We start from the raw sequence: 17,668 nt of genomic DNA, 5'->3' as shown, positions 1-17,668 counted from the left end.
GCACGTGTGTGTGCGCCGATCACTGGAGGCCTCCCTGCGGGGAACCGGTCTTGTATGACGCAGCTCGGTCTTCCCGAAGACATCCACGCCTGCCTCTTCGATCTCGACGGTGTCGTCACCAAGACGGCCGTCGTGCACGCTGCCGCGTGGAAGGAGATGTTCGACGCCTTCCTGCGCGAGCGCGACGGCGAGGACTTCCGGCCGTTCGACGCGGCGTCCGACTACGACGAGTACGTCGACGGCCGGCCACGTGCCGACGGCGTGCGTACGTTCCTCGCCTCCCGGGGCATCGACCTGCCCGACGGGGACCCTGACGACCCACCGGGCGCGCAGACCGTGCACGGGCTCGGCAACCGCAAGAACGACCTGCTCCTGGAGAAGATCCGCACCGACGGCGTGGAGGCCTACGACGGCACCCTGCGCTATCTGGAGGCCGTCCGCGCCCACGGCCTGAGCACGGCCGTCGTCTCCTCCAGCGCCAACTGCCGGGACGTACTGCGCGCGATCGGCGCCGAGCACTTCTTCGACGTACGGATTGACGGTGTGGTCGCAGCCGAGCGCGGGCTGCCGGGCAAACCGCGCCCCGACACGTTCCTGGCCGCCGCAGAGGACCTGGGCATCGAACCGGCCGCGGCCGCCGTCTTCGAGGACGCCCTGGCGGGCATGGTCGCGGGCCGCGCGGGCCGCTTCGGATACATCGTCGGCGTCGACCGCGTCGGACAGACCGACGCGCTGTACCAGCACGGCGCCGATGTGGTGGTGAAGGACCTCGACGAGCTGGGAGGCCAGGAGTGATCGAGCAGCGGGCGTACGCCGTCGAGCCGTGGACCGTGCGCGGGACGGAACTCGACCTCGACGTCCTGGCGCAGAGCGAGTCGGTGTTCGCCCTGTCCAACGGCCACATCGGCTGGCGCGGCAACCTCGACGAGGGCGAACCGCACGGCCTGCCCCCCCGGCTCCTACCTCAACGGCGTCCACGAACTGCACCCGCTGCCCTACGCCGAGGCCGACTACGGCTACCGGGAGTCCGGCCAGACGTCCATCAACGTCACCAACGGCAAGGTGCTGCGCCTCCTGGTCGACGACGAGCCGTTCGACCTGCGCTACGGACGGCTCGTCACCCGTGAGCGGACCCTGGACCTCAGGCGGGGCGTGCTGGAACGGGTCTGCGAGTGGACCTCCCCGGCCGGCTCCACCGTCCGTGTGGGCTCCACGCGGCTGGTGTCCCTGACCCAGCGGGCGATCGCCGCCGTGGCGTACGAGGTGGAGCCCGTCGACAGCCGTACCCGCGTCGTCGTCCAGTCGGAGCTGGTCGCCAACGAGAGCCTTCCCGAGCCGGATGGCGACCCGCGCGCCGCCAAGGCCCTGAAGTCGCCGCTCCAACCCTCGCCTCGGGCAGCCGGCTGCGCCTGGTCCACCGCACCCGGCGCAGCGGCCTCAGGGTCGCCGTGGCCGCCGACCACGCCGTCACCGGCCCAGACCTGGCCTACGCCTACACGGCCGAGGCCGCGCTGATGGACCGGGGGACCTGGAGCACAACACCCGCGACGGACCGCACATCACCTCGCTGGCCGTCCCTGGATGGCGCTGGTCGCCGGGTTCGGCGGCATGCGGTGCGCCGACGGGACCCTGCGGTTCGCGCCGCGCCTGCCCGAGAGGTTCAGCCGGCTGGCCTTCACGGTGGGGTTCCTCGACCGCTGCCTGCGCGTGGAGCTGGCCGCCGACCGCGCGACCTACACCCTGAGTTCCGGCCCGCCCTTGACGCTCCATCACCACGGCATCGAGCTGACGGTGAGTGAGGACGCCCCGGTGACCCGGACCGTGGCCCCGCTGACACCATGTCCGGCCCCGAGCCAGCCCCCGCATCGCGTCCCGAACGCCCGCTGACGCTCACTTCGCGTCAGGCACTTGGCCGTATTCCACCCTGCGTTCTTCTACCCCGCGCGTTAGTTTGTCCATGTTTGTCAAGTTTTAGGACAATAGGACAAGGGGCGGAACATGACCGACGGCTCGAACGCCATCCTGGTTCGCAGGCGAAGACGCGAACAGACGGCCGGGCCGGGCGCGCCCCGAGGAGTCCGGGGGAACCGGGCGCTCGCCGCGGTGGCGGCCGTCTTCACGCTGGCTCAACTCGCCCTGGTCCGGCCCGTGCTGGGCCTCGGCTGGGACGAGATCGTCTACGTCAGCCAGGTTACCCCCGACACCCCCGCGGCCTTCTTCAGCGCCCCGCGTTCCCGGGGCGTCTCGCTGCTCGTGGCGCCGGTGGCGTCCTGGTCGACGTCCGTCCCGCTGCTGCGCGTCTACCTGGCCGTGCTGTCCGGCCTCGCCCTCTACCTGGGCCTGCGCGCCTGGCGGGGCCTGTTCCCGACCCGTGTCCTGGTCGTCGGCGGCGCCCTCTTCGCGTCCTTGTGGATGACCCTCTTCTACGGTCCGCAGGCCATGCCCAACTACTGGGTCGCGATCGGCGCCCTGATCTGCGCGGGCTGCTTCCTGCGGGCCCGGCAGGAAGCAGCCCCCCGGGCGGCCCTGTGGGGAGTCGCCGCCGGCGCCGCGCTCATGGCGTGGATGCGACCCACCGACGCGGTCTACGTGACCGTGCCGCTGCTCGTCCTCGCACTGGCGCGGCTGCGGGGCGGCCGCCACCGGCGCCTGCTCCTCGCTCTCCTGGCGGGCCTCGCCGCCGGCGCCGTCCCGTGGGTGATCGAGGCCTACGTCGGCCACGGCGGCCTGGGGGAGCGCCTGTCGGAGGCCTCCCGCATCCAGGGTGGACTGGGCTGGTACTTCGCCGTCGACGACCAGCTGCGCAGCCTCGGCGGCCGGGCCCTGTGCCGGCCGTGCACCGGCGCGATGCCCAACCCCCTGGTTCTCATCTGGTGGTTCGTCCTGCCCGTACTGGCCGGCCTGGGACTGGTCGTCGCGGCCCGGGCCCGGCGCCTGGGGCGGACCCTCGTCCCGCTGGCCTGCGCCGCCACCGCCGCACTGCCGTACCTTTTCATGATCGGCTACGCGGCCCCCCGCTTCCTCACCCCCGCCTACGCCCTGCTCGCGATCCCGGTCGCCGACGCCCTGTGGCACCTGGTCACGACCCCGCGCGGCACCTGGCGGCCGGTGGCCGCCGCGCTGGTCGCGCTCGGGCTGGCCGGACACCTGGCGGCGCAGCTCGCGGTCCTGAACGGGGCCGTGTCCCGCAACACCGAGAGCCGCCGCGACTGGGGCCGCACCGCCGACGCCCTGCACCGTCTCGGCGTCCGCCCGCCCTGCCTGCTCACCGGGCACGAGGCCATCCCGATCGGCTACTACACGGGCTGCTCCTCGGGCGCGACCTCCGGCAACAACGAGAACACCACCGCGGGCGCCATCCTGCGCACCGCCGACCAGCTCCCGGTCGCCCACATCGCACCGGCCGACGGCACCCCGCCCCGCTACGCCCGCGCCTGGCCCGTCCACCGGATCTCGGATCTGGACGTCCGTGTCGCACCGCGGCCGCCGCGGAACGGCCCCTGACCCGGCGCTCCTCCCGCTCCTCGTCCGATGGCCTCCGCCGAGGTTAGAGCCCGCGTATCGGGAAACGCGGAACGGGCACATGAGACCGACGAGTCGACGCAGCGCGACAGGGAGGCAGCAGTGATGGGCACGGAACCGATGCGCCCCGAACCGATGGCGGACGACGTGTACCAGCCCACCGGGACCAACGAGGAGCAGGCGGACGCCGCCTCGCTGGATCTGCAGGACGCCGTCGACGAACGGACCTACGACGACACCCTCGACGAGGGCTACTCCCCGCCGGAGAAGCCGCTCGGCGTCACCAGGAGCGGCACCACAGCCGCCGAGCAGCACGAGGGCGAGACCCTCGACGAGCGGCTGTCCCAGGAGGTCCCCGACGTGTCGGCGGAGCCGGCCGGGGACGGCGTGGGCGACAGCCCCGACAGCGACGGCGAACCGGTGGACCCGGAGGCGGGGACCGCCCGCGCCGGGCGGCTGGTCGCCCCGGACGAGGGCGCCCACGCGGACATCACGAAGGAGACCGTCGCGACCGACATCGGCATCGACGGCGGAGCGGCCGGCGCGGAGGAGGCCGCCGTACACGTCGTGGAGGACGACGGCACCCTGCCCGGGGACGACGGCAGGGCCTGAACCGGCCGTGGCCGACAGGACGGCCCCCTCGGCGGACTGCCGAGGGGGCCGTCGGCTACGGCAGCAGCTTCTCGAGCGCGGCGGGCCCCTCGGCAGCCAGCTTGCGCCTGGCCCATTCGAGATTGTGCGGGGTGAGGTCCTTGCCCGAGGCGAGGACCAGGTCCTCCGGCGACACGTCGGTGCCGGTGCGGGCGTGGAGCAGGCGGTCCGGGGTGGCGCGGTCCTCGGGCGGCCGGGACGCGTGAGGCTGTGACGTCGACATGTTCTCTGCTCCTAGGGTCCGGATCGCTGGGGCGGCCCCGGTGCTGAAAAACGGGTCCGCTATCACCATTCCCCGCGGGAGCGCGGTGTGCATCCGGAGAGCACGCACCCCGGGCGGGGAAGTCCCCGCCCCCGTTCGGACGCCCACCGATGTCGCCCCGCCGCACCCCGGGCGACGGTGGAGACACGTGTCCCCTCCGACTGACAGGAGCTTTCCCATGCGCACACGTGTGACCGCCGCGTTCGGCCTGGCCTGCGCCGCCCTGCTGGCCTGTGCCGGTACGGCCAGCGCCGACGCGGAGGCCGAGGCCATCTCCATCGGCAACCCCGGCGTCCTGTCCGGCAACGTCGTACAGATCCCCATCGACATCGATGCCAACATCTGCGGCAACTCCGTCAACTTCATCGGCGCGTTCAACCCCGCCGTCGGCAACAAGTGCTCGATCAAGGACTGATTCCACCGGTCGTACGCCCGCCGGCGGCGCCCCGCGAGGCATCGCGGGCCGCCGCCGGCCGCCGTCAGGGCACGTCCCGCGGAAGAGGCGCCAGCACGAGCATCGTGACGTCGTCCCGTACGTCCGGGCAGTGCCGGACGAGGTCGGCCCACACCCGCTCGGCCAGGGCGGCGGGCTCCTCCTCGGCGAAACCCGGCAGCCGCTCGGCCAGCGGGTAGAAGACCCCTTCGGTGTCCCTGGCCTCGGTGACCCCGTCGGACGCGAGGAAGAGCAGGTCACCGGCGCGCAGCCGCACCGAGACGACCCGGGGCGGAGCCGCGTCGGCGAGGCCCAGGCCGAGCGGTGTGCACGGCTCGATGTCCAGCTCGACGGCACGCCCGTCGCGCAGCAGCAGCGGCCCGGACTGCCCGCACGCCACGATCCGCACCACACTGGCGTCGGCGGAGAAACCGAGCAGCACGGCCGTCGCGAACAGCTCGGCGTGCGGCACTCCCGCCGAGTCCGTCACCAGCCTCCGGTCGAGCCGGGCCGCCACCGCCGCCGGCTCCGGCTGGTCCAGCACCGCCTCCCGGAAGGCCCCCAGCAGCGACGCGACCGTGGCGACGGCAGACAGACCGTGTCCCTGGACATCGCCCATGACCGCCCGTACCCCGTAGGGGCCCGCCCGTACGTCGAAGAAGTCGCCCCCGACCAGCGTCCCGCGCTGCGCGGCCCGGTACAGCCCCGCGCACCGCACCGGCCCGACCCGCTCCCGCAGCGGCGGCACGACGGCCCGCTGCGCGGCCTCGGCGACCGCCCGTTCGGTGACCAGCTGGGCGTCCCGCCGGCTGCGCACGAACGACAGCAGCACGCTCAGCACCGCCACGAAGCACACGGTGAGTAAATCGGTGCTGCCGGGATCGTTCAGGCTGAAGACCGGGATGGTCAGCACGACCACCACCAGGCCGCCCAGCACCGCCGTCGCCACCGGCCCGTGCGCGAGCACGGCCAGCGGCGGAATGGCACCCAGCAGGAAGCCGATGTCGAGCGGCTCCGGACTGATCAGCTCCGCCGCGCACACGCCGGCCAGCAGCGCGGACGGCAGCACCCGCGCCCAACCCGGCGGGGGCGCGCCGCGCAGCCAGCCGCGCCGGTCCCGGTGCGGCAGCCGGCCGCGCACACTGCTCACACCACCACGCTGCTACGCCCGGCCGGGCGCCGCACGCCGGGCCCGCGCGGTGTCCCCGGGCCTGCCGGGCGCACCGGCCGGCCGGGCCGGAGGGCCAGTCGAGACGGGCCGGGAATTCGATGGACCGCCCCTCGGCGGTCCCGTAGCCTGTGGCGCGCCACGCCCCGAGGCCCGTGGAAGGAGGGCAGAGCCGTGCAGTTCACACCGTTCCAGCGCTCCCTGCCCCTCGTCCCCGGCGTGTCTCGACCGACCTGACCGGGAGCGCTCCGCACAGCATGCTTCCCGGAGGAAGTCCATGACCGACGTGGTCATCCGCGCGCTCGACGCGAGCACCGCCGATCTCTTCGACACCCTGCCCGACCCGCTGGGCGCCAGCGAGGGCCACCGGCATACCCGGCACCGCCCCGACTGGAAGCGGGTGGCCCTGCGCGACGGCACGGTCGTCGCCCGCGGCGCCTGGTGGGGCGGCCCCGACGACACCGAGCCCGTCAACCTCAACTGGTTCGACGTGGCGGAGGGCGAGGAGGAAGCGGGCGCCGCACTCCTGCGCTCCGCGCCCTGGCAGGTGGAACTCGAACTGAGCCTGCCCGCCGGCTGGCGCGACGCCCCGGCCCTGCGTACCGCCGCCGAGACCCGCTGCACCGCGGCTCGCGAGGCCGGCTACGACCTCCTGGTCGAACGCCTGGTGTACCGCTGGACCCCCGGGCACGGCCTGCCCGAACGGCCCGGGCGCCTGGTGTTCCGCGCCGAACCGGACGACGCCGTGTTCTTCGACGCGCTGCGCCGCATCCACTCCGTCACCCTGGACGCGCACGCGCTGAAGGCCATCGAGGAGGGCGGACTCGACCGGGCGGCCCAGGAGGAACTCGACTTCTTCCACTGGTGCCCCTCGCCACGCGAGTGGTGGCAGGTCGCGTACACACCGGAGGGCGAGCCGGTCGGCATCCACATCCCGGCCCACAACCCGTCGGGCCCGTGCGTCGGCTTCATCGGGGTCCTGCCCGACCAGCGAGGCCACGGCTACGCCTATGACCTCCTGGCCGAGTGCACCCACTTCCTGGTCGAACAGGGCGCGGACTTCGTCGCCGCCGCCACGGACCAGGGCAACTTCCCCATGGCGGCGAATTTCGCCAAGGCCGGATTCCCGGTGGTCAAGGAACGGCTCAACTTCCACCCGGTGTAGGCGGTCGTCCGGCGGCGGCGCGGGCCCGAAAGCTTCTAGTGTGCGCCGCCGTTGAGCAGGTTCTCGGCCGCCGTGAGGATCTCCGTGACGCGGAGGCCGAACGCCGCGTCGCAGGCGTGCGGGCGGCCGGTGCGGGCCGCGGTGAGCAGGGTGTCCGCGGCCCGCATCAGGGCGGGGACCGCTCCGTCGGAGCTCTCCGGCAGGACCGCGACGCCGGCCTCGCCTCTCAGCTCCAGTGCGGCACCGGCCGCCGCGGGCGGTGCGGTCAGGCTCAGGGTGAGGATGCTCGACGCGCCGCCGGCGTGGTCGAGGACGACATGCGCCGTGTCCCCGGGACCGTACGCGGCGGCGGTCACGCGCCGCACGTCGCCGAGCACCGGCAGCAGCACGGACAGGGCGTGCGGCCCGACGTCCCACAGGGCGCCCTTCTCCCGCCGCCACGGTGTCGCGAAGGGGCTCTCGCTCGTGAACACCGCCCCGAGCCACTGCGCGTGGGCCGTGAACCAGCCGGGCACTCCCGCCTGTTCGGTGATCCACGCCTCCGGCTCGGGCTGGAAGCGGGTCGTGAAGAACACGACCGAGGCGACCCCCGCCTCCTCGACGGCCTCGACCACGGCCCGCCCCTGTTCCACCGTCGGCGCGAGAGGCTTGTCGAGCAGCAGATGGCACCCTGCCCGGGCCGCACGCGCGGCCAGCTCGGCCTGCACCTGCGGAGGCAGCGCCACGGCGACCGCGTCCACGTCGGCGAACAGCTCGTCGGCGTCGTCGTACGCCCGCACACCGTGCCGCTCGGCCAACTCCTTGGCGGCCTCGGGGCGGCGGCCCCACACTCCTGCGAAGTCCAGCTCCTCGTGCCCGCTCAGTGCGGGCGCGTGGGCCAGCTGCGCCCACGGTCCGGTGCCCAGCAGTCCTATCCGCATGCCGCCGCCTCTCAACGGTGCCGAAACGTCGGCGAAAACAAGAACGGAAAACAAGAAAGGCAAGGAGAGATCTCCTTGCCACTCTCAACTTATAGCGCACAGGGGGCCTTGCGGCAAGGCCCCCCTGGTGCCGCAAACTGTCCGGCCTGAGCCCAGGACCTGCGGATACGGGAGCATGACGTGACCCCCCTGACCACCAGCGCGTTCGATCTTCCCGACCGCCTCTCCCACAAGGCCGACCCCGCGCTGACCGCCGGAGACGAGCGGCACTTCGCGGCCATCGCCGAGTGCCTCGAGCAGTCGATCGCCGAACTGTCCGTCCGACTGGCGGCTGAGCGCAAGGCGCCCGGCGGCAATGGCCGGCAGGCGATGGACAGAGATGCGGAGATCTACCGGCTGACCACTCGCCTGCGCGCACTGCGCCGCTTCGGACTGGACTTGTGCCTCGGGCACATGGTCGGTGCCGACGACCCCGAGCCCGTCTACGTGGGACGACTCGGCCTCACGGACAGCGAGGGGAACCGGCTGCTGGTCGACTGGCGTTCCCCTGCCGCCGAGCCGTTCTTCGGAGCCACCCACGCCGACCCGATGGGCCTGGCCAGCCGCCGCAGGTACCGCTGGACCGGCGGCCGGATCAGTGACTACTGGGACGAGGTGTTCACCGCGGACGGCATCTCCGGGCACGCCGCGCTCGACGACCAGTCCGCCTTCATCGCCAGCCTCGGTACCGACCGCTCACCCCGGATGCGGGACGTGCTCGGCACCATCCAGACCGACCAGGACGCCATCATCCGCGCGGGCTCGCGCGGCGCCCTCGTCGTCGACGGCGGCCCGGGCACCGGCAAGACCGTCGTCGCCCTGCACCGCTCCGCCTACCTCCTCTACTCCGACCCCCGCCTCGGGCACCGCAAGGGCGGCGTGCTGTTCGTCGGCCCGCACCGGCCCTACCTGTCCTATGTCTCCGACGTCCTGCCCAGCCTCGGCGAGGAAGGCGTGCAGACCTGCGTCCTGCGGGACCTCGTCACCGAGGGAGCCGCGGCGGGGGCCGAGGCCGACCCGGACGTGGCACGCCTGAAATCGTCGGCGGACATGGTGCGGGCGATCGAGAAGGCCGTCCGGTTCTACGAGGAGCCGCCCGCCGAGGGAATGACGGTCACGACCCACTGGTCCGACATCCACCTCAGCGCCCGGGACTGGGCCGTGGCCTTCGAAGCGGCGGAACCCGGCACTCCGCACAACGAGGCACGCGACCAGGTCTGGGAGGAACTGCTCACGATCCTCCAGGACAAGCACGACGGCGACGCGCCGGCCGACCTGCTCCGCAGATCACTGACGCAGAACCGGGAGCTGCTCACGGTCTTCAACCGCGCGTGGCCGCTGCTCGAACCGGCCGACCTCGTGTCGGACCTGTGGTCGGTGCCCGCCTATCTGCGGATGTGTGCTCCGTGGCTCAGCCGGGACGAGGTCCGCAAGCTGCAGCGTGCCGATGCCCAGGCCTGGACGGTGCCCGACCTGCCGATCCTGGACGCCGCACGGCAGCGGCTCGGCGACCCGAAGACCGCCCGGCGCAAGCGCCGGAACAAGGCCATCCTCGCCGACCAGCGCGAGCACATGGCGCGGGTCGTCGACACCCTGATCGAGGCCACGGCCAACTCGGGCGCCGACGGCGACGAAGGCGAAGGTCTGGTGTCCATGCTGCGCGGCGAGGACGCCCAGGTCAGCCTGGTCAACGAGGACGAACTGGCCGCCGTCGAACCGGACGTGCTCGCCGGCCCCTTCGCGCACATCGTCGTGGACGAGGCCCAGGAACTGACCGACGCGGAGTGGCAGATGCTGCTGCTGCGCTGCCCGTCCCGGAGCTTCACCATCGTCGGGGACCGCGCCCAGGCCCGCCACGGCTTCACGGAGTCGTGGCGGGAACGACTCGAAAGGGTCGGGTTCGACCGGATCGACCTCGCCTCGCTGAGCATCAACTACCGCACGCCGGAGGAGATCATGACGGAGGCCGAGCCGGTCATCCGGGCCGTGCTCCCGGACGCCAACGTGCCGGTCTCCATCCGCGGGGGCGGCGTCCCGGTCGTCCACGGGGCTGTCGCGGAGCTGCACTCGATCCTCGACAGCTGGCTGGCCGACCATGCCGACGGGATCGCCTGTGTCATCGGCGATCCCGCCTTCCGGCCCTCCTCCTCCCGCGTCCGGTCGCTGACCCCGGAGTTGTCGAAGGGACTGGAGTTCGACCTGGTCGTCCTCGTCGACCCGGAGGACTTCGGCACCGGCGTCGAGGGAGCGGTCGACCGCTATGTCGCGATGACCCGGGCGACCCGGCAGCTCGTCGTCCTCACGAGCCCGCGAGTTCCTTCCGGATGCGGTCCAGCATGAACGCCGACGACTCCCGGGCCCGCTCCTCCCAGGCGAAGACACACGACGTGGCGACACCGTCGAAGCCCAGCTCGCGCAGGGTGCCGAAGAAGACGTCCCAGTCGACCTCGCCCTGGCCGATGTCCAGGTGCTGGTGGATCCGGGCGGGGGTGCCCGGCGGGTTGAGGATGTAGCGCAGGCCGCCGCCCCCCTTGTGGTTGAAGGAGTCCGCGATGTGCACGTGCTGGAGCTTGTCACCGGCGTAGCGCATCATCGCCGCGATGTCCGCAGTCGGCTCGGAGCCCGAGAGATGGAAGGTGTGCGGGGCGCAGTACAGGTAGTTCACCCACGGCTTGTTGATCGCGCGGACGAGATCGACGGCCGGGGTGTTCTCCTCGCAGAAGTCGTCCGGGTGGGCCTCCAGGTTCAGAGCGATGCCTTCGCGCTCGAACACCGGCAGCAGTTCCTCCAGCGAGCGCCAGAAGGCGGCCTCGCTCTCGGCGGCGCGCTCGGGGCGACCGTTGAACTCCGAGTTCATCAGCGGGCAGCCCAGCTCGGCGGTGATCTCGATCATCCGCTTCCAGTTGCGGACCGCGGCCTGCCGCTCGGTCTCGTCCGGCGAGGACCACTTGTACAGCGGCAGCACCGAGGACAGCTGGACACCGTGCGTGCGCAGCGCGTTCTTCAGCTCCGCCACCCGCGCGTCGTCCGCACGCGGGTGCAGGAAGAACGGCATGAACTCATCGCGCGGCGACAACTCGATGTACTCGTAACCGAGTTCGGCGACCGTGCGGACCATCTCGTCGATCGGCAGGGCGCGGAGCATGTACGGGTCGAGGGCGATCTTCACGCGGTGCCTCCGTAGAACGTGGGGCGGGGCTTCATGTCGGTGGTGACGGTCTCGCCGCCGGACTCCAGGGACCGGACGGCGGCGTCCGTGATGACGGTGGCGGCGTAGCCGTCCCAGGCGGACGGGCCGGTGAGCTCGGCGCCGGCGGCCACGGCGGCGACCCACTCGCGGAACTCCGTGTCGAAGGCCTCCGCGAACCGGTCCTTCCAGTCCTGCAGCACACCCGTGCCGTGCCGGGCCGCGGTGCGGACCCCGACGGCCGCCGGGTCGGGCAGCCGGACCAGGCCGTCCTCGCCCACGACCTCGCACTGGATGTCGTAGCCGTACTGGCAGTTGACGAAGACCTCCAGGTCGATGCGGACGCCCTCGGCGGTCTCGAAGATCATGATCTGCGGGTCCTTGAGGTGCCCGAACCGCTTGCTGGTGGCGCGCGGGGTGACCACCTGGGCGGAGACGATCTCGTCGTCGAGCAGCCAGCGCAGCACGTCGATCTCGTGCACGGCCGTGTCCTGGGCGGCCATCGCGGAGTGGTACGAATCCGGGACGGTCGGGTTGCGGTGGGCGCAGTGCACGATCAGCGGCGCCCCGAGCGAACCGGTCGACAGGACCTCCTTCATCTGGCGGTACCCGGCGTCGAAGCGGCGCATGAAGCCGACCTGCACCAGCCGGCGGCCGTTCGCCCGCTCGGCCTCGACGATCCGCAGACAGTCCTCCGCGGTCGTGGCCAGCGGCTTCTCGCAGAACACCGGCTTGCCGGCCGCGATCGCGTTCAGCACGTGCTCGGCGTGGGTCGGGCCCCACGAGGTGACGAGGACGGCGTCCACGTCGGGGGAGGCGACCAGGTCCGCGCCGGTGGGCAGCGCGGTGGCACCGAAGCGGGCCGCCACCTCGGCGGCACGCTCGGTGTCGACATCGGCCACCGCCGTGACGGTCGCCCCGGTGACGACCTCGGTGAGCCGCCGGGCGTGGTCCTGGCCGATCATTCCGGCGCCGATGACGCCTACACGTACGGTCATGGAGGACTCCTCGAAAGATGATCAGGAAAAGCGCGTCCGGAGCTCGGCCTCGAGCGATTCGAGGGTGCGGCCCTTGGTCTCGGGGACGTACAGCTTCACGAAGGTGAGGGACAGCAGGCCCGCCACCACGAACAGGAAGAAGGTGTTGGAGATCCCGATCCCGGAGACCAGGGACGGGAAGACGAGACCGATCACGAAGTTGGTCAGCCACAGCACCACGGCCGCGACGCCCATGCCGAAGCCGCGCATCCGCATCGGGAAGATCTCCGACAGCATCAGCCAGGTCACGGGCGAGATCGCGCCCTGCTGGAAGGCGAGGAACGTGACCGTCATGGCGAGCACCGCGAACGCCCGCGGATCACCGGACGGCAGCACGAGGGAGAACACCCCGATCAGCAAGAGGGCCGCGGTCGTGCCGAGCTGGCCGGTCATCAGCATCGGCCGGCGGTTGACCCGGCCGAGCAGCCAGATGCCGACGAAGGTCGCCAGCACCGAGATCACACCGTTGGCGATGTTCGCCGTCAGCGCGCTGTCGGCGGCGAAACCGGCGTCGGTGAGGATCTGCGTGCCGTAGTACATGATCGTGTTGACGCCGGTGATCTGCTGCACGATCGCGATGCCGAACCCGACGAACATCAGCTTCCGCACCCACGGCGTGCTCTTGATGTCCTGCCAGCCGCCGAGCTTCTCCCGCCCGTCCTTGACGGCGAGCGCGGAGACCTCCTTCAGCTCGGCCTCGGCCCGGGCGTGCGACCGCACCTGCTTGAGGACTTCGAGGGCCTCGCCGAAACGGCTCTGGGAGGCCAGCCAGCGCGGGCTCTCCGGCATCACCAGCATGCCGAACCAGAGCACCACCGCCGGCAGTGTGGCGATGACCAGCATCCAGCGCCACACCCCGCCGGACTCGCCGCCGATCTGCGCGATGATCGCGTTGGACGTGAACGCCAGCAGCTGACCGGAGACGATCATCAGTTCGTTGCGGGTGACCAGAGCGCCGCGCCGCTCGGCGGGCGACACCTCCGCGAGATAGACCGGTACGGTCACCGAGGCACCGCCGACCGCGAGACCGAGCACGAAGCGCGCCACGATCATCACCTCGGTCGTCGGGGCGAGCGTGCAGCCGAGCGCGCCGACGAAGAACAGCACGGCCAGCAGCAGGATGTTGCGCCGCCTTCCGCGCGCGTCCGACAAGCGGCCGCCGGCCACCGCGCCCAGCGCGGCACCCAGCAGCAGCGAGCTGGTGACCATGCCCTCGGTGACCGGGGTCAGGCCGAGGTCGTCCGTCATATAGGGCAGGGCGCCGTTGATGACCCCCGTGTCGTAGCCGAAGAGCAGACCGCCGAACGTGGCGATGATGGTGATCATCCGCAGCCGCCGGGAGACCGACGGCGGGGTCTCGTCCGCGACTCCGGTGGCCGGGACCGGGGCCGGGGCTGGATCGGGGGATGGTGACGTGTCGTCCCTGACGTCCATGGCCGCTCCTTACCTGTCGAAGTTCGGGCGGCGGGTACCCGAAAGACCGCAGCCGGCCAGGTGCTCACGGGTGCTGACCGCGATCGGCAGCGGCACCTCGGGAGCGCACGGGTACAGGTCCTGCTCGACGATCACGAACAACTCGGCGTCGAGACCGGCCAGTTCGCCCACCACATCGGCCGGGTCGGGCACCCCTGCGGGCGGCGACACGCACACCCCGCGCTTCACGGCCTCGCCGAAGGACAGGTCCTCGGCAGCGACCTGCGCCAGGATCTCCGGATCCATCTGCTTGATGTGCACATAGCCGACCCGTTCGCCGAACCGGCGGATCAGATCGAGGTTGTCCCCACCGCCGTACGCCACATGCCCCGTGTCCAGACACAGGTTCGTGTAACGGCTGTCGGACTCGTTGAGCAGCCGCTCGATCTCCGGCTGCGTCTGGACGTGACTGTCGGCGTGCGGATGCACGACCAGCCGTACGTCGAACTCCTCCAGCAGCAGCCTGCCCAGCCGGTCGGCGGCCCGCCCGAACCCGGCCCACTGGTCGGCGGTCAGCTCGGGCGGCTCGGTGAACGCGCCCGTCCGCTCGTCCCGGTACATGGGCGGGATGAAGACGAGATGACGCGCCCCCGCGGCAGCGGTCAGCGCGGCGACCTGCCGGACATGGGCGACCATCTCGTCCCATGCCCCGGGCCGGTGCAGCGCGCCGAACGCGGTACCGCCGGAGACCTTGAGGCCCCGGGCGTCCAGCTCGGCCCTCAGTCGCTGCGGATCGGTGGGCAGATAGCCGTACGGACCGAGCTCCAGCCACTCGTACCCCGCCCGGACCAGCTCGTCGAGGAAGCGGGTGTACGGCACCTGGTGCTCGTCCTCGGGGAACCACACGCCCCAGGAGTCGGGGGCGGAGCCGAGGCACAGGTTGCCGGCGGTGGTGCGGAGAGGGACGGGCGCCGTTGCCATGGTGAGTGTCCTTGAGGGGAGAGGGGGAGGGTGCCTGAGCGATGTGACGCGCGCTACTAGCGCGCTCTAGTCGAGTACGATGACCCCTGTCCAAATGTCATGTCAATAGGTGGTCGCCGGATGATTACGGGGCCCCGTGACCGGAGCCCCGCGCGAGACACCCCGTAAGGTGGGCGCCGTCGGAGGGTGGGTTCACAGGTGGATGCATCGGGCAGGCAGCGGCCCACGATGGCGGACGTCGCCGAGAAGGCGGGGGTCTCCCGCGCGCTCGTCTCGATCATCTTCCGCAACCAGGCGGGGGCCGGCCGGGAGACCCGGGAGCGGGTCCTGCGCGTGGCCGACGAGATCGGTTACCGGCCCGACAGCGCGGCCCGGCTGCTGGCCCGTGGCCGCAGTCGCACGCTCGGCGTGATGTTCGCCGTGCACCAGACCTTCCACACGGATCTCATCACCGGCATCTACCCCGAGGCCGAGCGGCTCGGGTACGACGTCCTGCTCTCCGGCTCCACCCACGGGCGCAGCGAGACCAAGGCGGTCGAGGCGCTGCTCAGTCACCGCTGCGAGGCGGTGATCCTGCTCGGCCCGGACGCCCAGCCCGGCTACCTCGGCGACCTCGGGCGGCGCACGGTCACGGTCTCGGTCAGCCGCCGCGTGCCCCAGGCCCATGTCGACTTCGTCCACTCCGCCGAGGGCAAGGGCGTCCGGCAGGCCATGGACCATCTCGTGGAGCTGGGGCACCGCCGGATCGTGCACATCGACGGCGGGCGCGGTCCCGGTTCGGCGGAGCGGCGGCGTGCCTACCGTGCCGCGATGCGCCGCCACGGGCTGGAGGCCGAGGCCCGGGTCATTCCCGGACATCACACGGAGGAGTCCGGTGTCGAGACCGGCCGTCTGCTCCTGGCCGAGCGTGACGGCGGACGGCCGTTGCCGACGGCGGTGCTCGCCGGCAACGACCGCTGTGCGATGGGTCTGCTGATGTCCCTCACGCGGGCGGGCATCGAGGTCCCGCGCGACTTGTCCGTCGTCGGCTACGACGACAGTCACCTCTCCCATCTGATGCCGATCGGCCTGACCACGGTCCGTCAGGACGCGGTCCTGATGGCCGAGCACGCCGTCCGCTTCGCCGTCGAGCGGTTGGAGAACCCTGAACTGCCGCCGCGTGAGGCCGTGCTGGATCCGAAGCTGGTGATCCGTGGGACGAGCGGCCCGGTCCCGGCGCAGTAGCCGAGCGGCCCGGTCCCGGCGCAGTACCGGCTCGGGGCGATCGTCGTGGACCACGAGACCCAGGGTGCTGTGTGAGGTTGGTGGAGGAGGTGCCAACCTGCGCCGCCCCCTCCTATGATCCTCCCCTCGGCTTCGGCTGACTCGCGGTCAGAACGGACTCGTCGCTCATGGGGGAGAGTTGAGGAACCGGACCACTCTGCGTGGGCGCACGCGTCCTCGTACACAGCGCTCGACGCCGCCGGACACTCCGGAGCCGTGGTGGAAGAGACATACGAGGTTGCTCTGGCTCGGCGCGGGCGTCCCCGTGATCGGTGCCGTGCTGACCGCGATCGCCCTCAAGTCGCTGGGTCTGAGCGGGGAGTCGGAGCCGAGCCCCGCAGCGACGGGGGCAGATGCGTCCTCCGGGAATCCGTCGGTGGCACCCTTCGTCGTGACCGCCCGGCAGGAGAACGAGGCGGGCTGCACGGCTCTGGCACGTCGGGTGTCCTCGCCGGAGGACCGCGCGGAACTCGTGTCCGGCGGCGACGTGAATGCCGTGTTGCGGCGAAACCAAGGGGTGCGGGTCGGCGAACTGAACGTCGGCCTCACGCTTGAGGGCGGTTCGAATTCGCTGACGATCACGTCGATCGACATCAAGCCGAAGGCGCCCCGTGCGGCCGAGCCGCTCTCCGGAACGCTGTTGTGCGAACCGAACGCCGGGGGAGAGCCGAAGATCGAGCTGTTCGCGGACATGGACCGTCCGGAGCCCGTCTTCCTCGCGGGGAGGAAATCCACGCGGCCGTACTTCAAGGAAAGCGTCATCACGCTCAAGCCGGGAGAGCAGGTCAATCTGTCGGCGACCTTCCTGGCCAGGAACGGCTCTCGCGCATTCGGGCTGTTCATCCGCTACGTGCGGAACGGCAAAGAAGGCTCGTTGCCGGTTCCCGCCCCACGAGGAGGTCGCTACGCGGTGACCGGCTTCGCCCCGCGCTACGGGGCCGTGTACGCGGGTTCTCCCGGCGGCGTCTACCGCCAGGCCGAAGATCCCCGCCCCTGCCCATGGCTGCCCGCGGCACAGGGATGCTGACCGATATCGAGGAACGGGGAGCCGAAATGCCCGCACAGCACGCTCGCATCGCCTGGCACACCGGGTGCGGAATCCTCCTCACCATCAGCCTCTTGGTGCTGTTGGTCAGCGACGGCGGCACGTCGAGAAAGCCGCTTGAACGCCCCGACACACTGGAAGTGGCCTGGACCTTTCGAACCCCTGAAAGGGCGCTGGACGTTTCGAACCGCCCCGCACCGGTGAACGACGGAATGCTGGCAATCCCGCAGGGCAGGACGGTGAGTGTCGTGGACACGCGTGACGGCCGCCTCCTCTCCACTCTGCGGAGTCCCGCGAAGGAGTTCACGCCGATGGGTTTCTCGGGTGGAGTGCTGCTCGCTGTGGAACAGGGATACGACAGACGGAATTCACTGACCGCCTACGAGCCCGCGACCGGTCGGAAACTGTGGCACAGGACCGCGAGCCCGGTCGCCGGGCAGGAAAAGGACGCCAACTGGCTGAGGGCGGCGCCCCTTCTGACGGTTCCCGGGCCTGTCGTCGAGATGGCCGACGGCCGGCTCGTGGGGCTCGAGCCGCGAACCGGAGCGGTCCGCTGGAGCAAACGGATGCCCGCACTCGCAC

Annotated in this window: 16 protein-coding genes and 2 pseudogenes; 11 read left to right on the top strand and 7 right to left on the bottom strand. The window is 71.5% G+C overall.

Annotated elements, in window-relative coordinates:
* The first annotated feature begins 54 nt into the window (after window positions 1-54).
* From ACFZBT_RS23670 to ACFZBT_RS23650, 5 genes and pseudogenes are all read left to right on the top strand, one after another.
* Entirely contained in the window at window positions 55-795 is a 741-nt protein-coding gene (locus ACFZBT_RS23670) for a beta-phosphoglucomutase family hydrolase (protein WP_391106522.1), read from the top strand.
* Window positions 792-1,481: pseudogene (locus ACFZBT_RS23665) on the top strand (family 65 glycosyl hydrolase); the annotation flags it as partial. The gene ACFZBT_RS23670 and the pseudogene ACFZBT_RS23665, both read left to right, overlap by 4 nt.
* Window positions 1,482-1,581: 100 nt before the next feature.
* Window positions 1,582-1,887, top strand: coding sequence for a glycosyl hydrolase family 65 protein (locus tag ACFZBT_RS23660; protein ID WP_391106519.1), 306 nt, complete (start codon window positions 1,582-1,584; stop codon window positions 1,885-1,887).
* Between the two features lie 111 nt (window positions 1,888-1,998).
* Window positions 1,999-3,504: a hypothetical protein gene (locus ACFZBT_RS23655; protein ID WP_391106516.1), complete on the top strand. Its 1,506-nt coding sequence runs from the start codon at window positions 1,999-2,001 to the stop codon at window positions 3,502-3,504.
* Window positions 3,505-3,642: 138 nt separating this feature from the next.
* Window positions 3,643-4,134, top strand: coding sequence for a DUF5709 domain-containing protein (locus ACFZBT_RS23650; protein ID WP_391106641.1), 492 nt, complete (start codon window positions 3,643-3,645; stop codon window positions 4,132-4,134).
* A 55-nt stretch (window positions 4,135-4,189) separates the two neighbouring features.
* On the opposite strand, the gene ACFZBT_RS23645 is transcribed toward ACFZBT_RS23650, so the two are convergent.
* Window positions 4,190-4,396 (bottom strand): hypothetical protein, encoded by a 207-nt coding sequence (locus ACFZBT_RS23645; protein WP_189727596.1) that lies wholly within the window; start codon window positions 4,394-4,396, stop codon window positions 4,190-4,192.
* A gap of 217 nt (window positions 4,397-4,613) precedes the next feature.
* Between ACFZBT_RS23645 and ACFZBT_RS23640 the strand changes: the two genes are divergently transcribed.
* A complete protein-coding gene (locus ACFZBT_RS23640; RefSeq protein ID WP_391106513.1) occupies window positions 4,614-4,850 on the top strand; it encodes a chaplin family protein in 237 nt (78 codons plus the stop codon).
* A gap of 64 nt (window positions 4,851-4,914) precedes the next feature.
* Here ACFZBT_RS23640 and ACFZBT_RS23635 read toward each other — a convergent pair whose 3' ends face one another.
* Complete coding sequence (locus ACFZBT_RS23635) at window positions 4,915-6,018, bottom strand: SpoIIE family protein phosphatase (RefSeq protein ID WP_391106509.1); 1,104 nt, start codon at window positions 6,016-6,018, stop codon at window positions 4,915-4,917.
* Between the two features lie 295 nt (window positions 6,019-6,313).
* Between ACFZBT_RS23635 and ACFZBT_RS23630 the strand changes: the two genes are divergently transcribed.
* Window positions 6,314-7,201, top strand: coding sequence for a GNAT family N-acetyltransferase (locus tag ACFZBT_RS23630; RefSeq protein WP_391106507.1), 888 nt, complete (start codon window positions 6,314-6,316; stop codon window positions 7,199-7,201).
* A gap of 35 nt (window positions 7,202-7,236) precedes the next feature.
* Here the strand turns inward: ACFZBT_RS23630 and ACFZBT_RS23625 are convergent, their stop codons facing one another.
* A complete protein-coding gene (locus ACFZBT_RS23625; protein ID WP_391106505.1) occupies window positions 7,237-8,121 on the bottom strand; it encodes a Gfo/Idh/MocA family oxidoreductase in 885 nt (294 codons plus the stop codon).
* Window positions 8,122-8,301: 180 nt separating this feature from the next.
* Between ACFZBT_RS23625 and helR the strand changes: the two genes are divergently transcribed.
* On the top strand, window positions 8,302-10,500 hold the full coding sequence (gene helR, locus ACFZBT_RS23620; RefSeq protein WP_391106503.1) for an RNA polymerase recycling motor ATPase HelR: 2,199 nt from the start codon (window positions 8,302-8,304) through the stop codon (window positions 10,498-10,500).
* Here the strand turns inward: helR and ACFZBT_RS23615 are convergent.
* From ACFZBT_RS23615 to ACFZBT_RS23600, 4 genes are read right to left on the bottom strand one after another with little or no spacing between them, the layout of a single operon-like run.
* On the bottom strand, window positions 10,460-11,329 hold the full coding sequence (locus ACFZBT_RS23615) for a TIM barrel protein (protein WP_391106501.1): 870 nt from the start codon (window positions 11,327-11,329) through the stop codon (window positions 10,460-10,462). The genes helR and ACFZBT_RS23615 overlap by 41 nt on opposite strands.
* The gene (locus ACFZBT_RS23610; RefSeq protein WP_391106499.1) at window positions 11,326-12,345 is read right to left on the bottom strand and encodes a Gfo/Idh/MocA family oxidoreductase; all 1,020 of its coding nucleotides are present in this window, start codon (window positions 12,343-12,345) and stop codon (window positions 11,326-11,328) included. The genes ACFZBT_RS23615 and ACFZBT_RS23610 overlap by 4 nt, the downstream gene beginning before the upstream one ends.
* A 21-nt stretch (window positions 12,346-12,366) precedes the next feature.
* Entirely contained in the window at window positions 12,367-13,818 is a 1,452-nt protein-coding gene (locus tag ACFZBT_RS23605; protein ID WP_391106497.1) for a sugar porter family MFS transporter, read from the bottom strand.
* Window positions 13,819-13,827: 9 nt separating this feature from the next.
* Window positions 13,828-14,778 carry a TIM barrel protein gene (locus tag ACFZBT_RS23600; protein WP_391106495.1) on the bottom strand — a complete coding sequence of 317 codons (951 nt, stop codon included), beginning with the start codon at window positions 14,776-14,778 and terminating at the stop codon, window positions 13,828-13,830.
* 228 nt (window positions 14,779-15,006) lie between these two features.
* Here ACFZBT_RS23600 and ACFZBT_RS23595 point away from each other — a divergent pair, with 228 nt between their 5' ends.
* The 3 genes and pseudogenes from ACFZBT_RS23595 to ACFZBT_RS23585 form a co-directional block, all read left to right on the top strand.
* Complete coding sequence (locus ACFZBT_RS23595) at window positions 15,007-16,002, top strand: substrate-binding domain-containing protein (protein WP_391106639.1); 996 nt, start codon at window positions 15,007-15,009, stop codon at window positions 16,000-16,002.
* Window positions 16,003-16,279: 277 nt separating this feature from the next.
* The gene (locus ACFZBT_RS23590; protein WP_391106493.1) at window positions 16,280-17,068 is read left to right on the top strand and encodes a hypothetical protein; all 789 of its coding nucleotides are present in this window, start codon (window positions 16,280-16,282) and stop codon (window positions 17,066-17,068) included.
* Window positions 17,041-17,643, top strand: a pseudogene (locus ACFZBT_RS23585) (PQQ-binding-like beta-propeller repeat protein); the annotation flags it as partial. The gene ACFZBT_RS23590 and the pseudogene ACFZBT_RS23585, both read left to right, overlap by 28 nt.
* Window positions 17,644-17,668: the final 25 nt, after the last annotated feature.

The organism is Streptomyces sp. NPDC008137 (genome assembly GCF_042957035.1).
GTDB lineage: Bacteria > Actinomycetota > Actinomycetes > Streptomycetales > Streptomycetaceae > Streptomyces.
This window is presented reverse-complemented; position numbering and strand designations above follow the sequence as displayed.

Excerpts from the sequence above, each read along its gene's own strand:
- ACFZBT_RS23640 (WP_391106513.1), top strand. The coding sequence starts at position 4,614 with ATGCGCACACGTGTGACCGCCGCGTTCGGCCTGGCCTGCGCCGCCCTG.
- ACFZBT_RS23670 (WP_391106522.1), top strand. The coding sequence starts at position 55 with ATGACGCAGCTCGGTCTTCCCGAAGACATCCACGCCTGCCTCTTCGAT.
- ACFZBT_RS23645 (WP_189727596.1), bottom strand. The coding sequence starts at position 4,396 with ATGTCGACGTCACAGCCTCACGCGTCCCGGCCGCCCGAGGACCGCGCC.
- ACFZBT_RS23655 (WP_391106516.1), top strand. The coding sequence starts at position 1,999 with ATGACCGACGGCTCGAACGCCATCCTGGTTCGCAGGCGAAGACGCGAA.
- ACFZBT_RS23650 (WP_391106641.1), top strand. The coding sequence starts at position 3,643 with ATGCGCCCCGAACCGATGGCGGACGACGTGTACCAGCCCACCGGGACC.
- ACFZBT_RS23600 (WP_391106495.1), bottom strand. The coding sequence starts at position 14,778 with ATGGCAACGGCGCCCGTCCCTCTCCGCACCACCGCCGGCAACCTGTGC.
- ACFZBT_RS23660 (WP_391106519.1), top strand. The coding sequence starts at position 1,582 with ATGGCGCTGGTCGCCGGGTTCGGCGGCATGCGGTGCGCCGACGGGACC.
- ACFZBT_RS23630 (WP_391106507.1), top strand. The coding sequence starts at position 6,314 with ATGACCGACGTGGTCATCCGCGCGCTCGACGCGAGCACCGCCGATCTC.
- ACFZBT_RS23610 (WP_391106499.1), bottom strand. The coding sequence starts at position 12,345 with ATGACCGTACGTGTAGGCGTCATCGGCGCCGGAATGATCGGCCAGGAC.
- ACFZBT_RS23605 (WP_391106497.1), bottom strand. The coding sequence starts at position 13,818 with ATGGACGTCAGGGACGACACGTCACCATCCCCCGATCCAGCCCCGGCC.
- ACFZBT_RS23625 (WP_391106505.1), bottom strand. The coding sequence starts at position 8,121 with ATGCGGATAGGACTGCTGGGCACCGGACCGTGGGCGCAGCTGGCCCAC.
- ACFZBT_RS23595 (WP_391106639.1), top strand. The coding sequence starts at position 15,007 with ATGGCGGACGTCGCCGAGAAGGCGGGGGTCTCCCGCGCGCTCGTCTCG.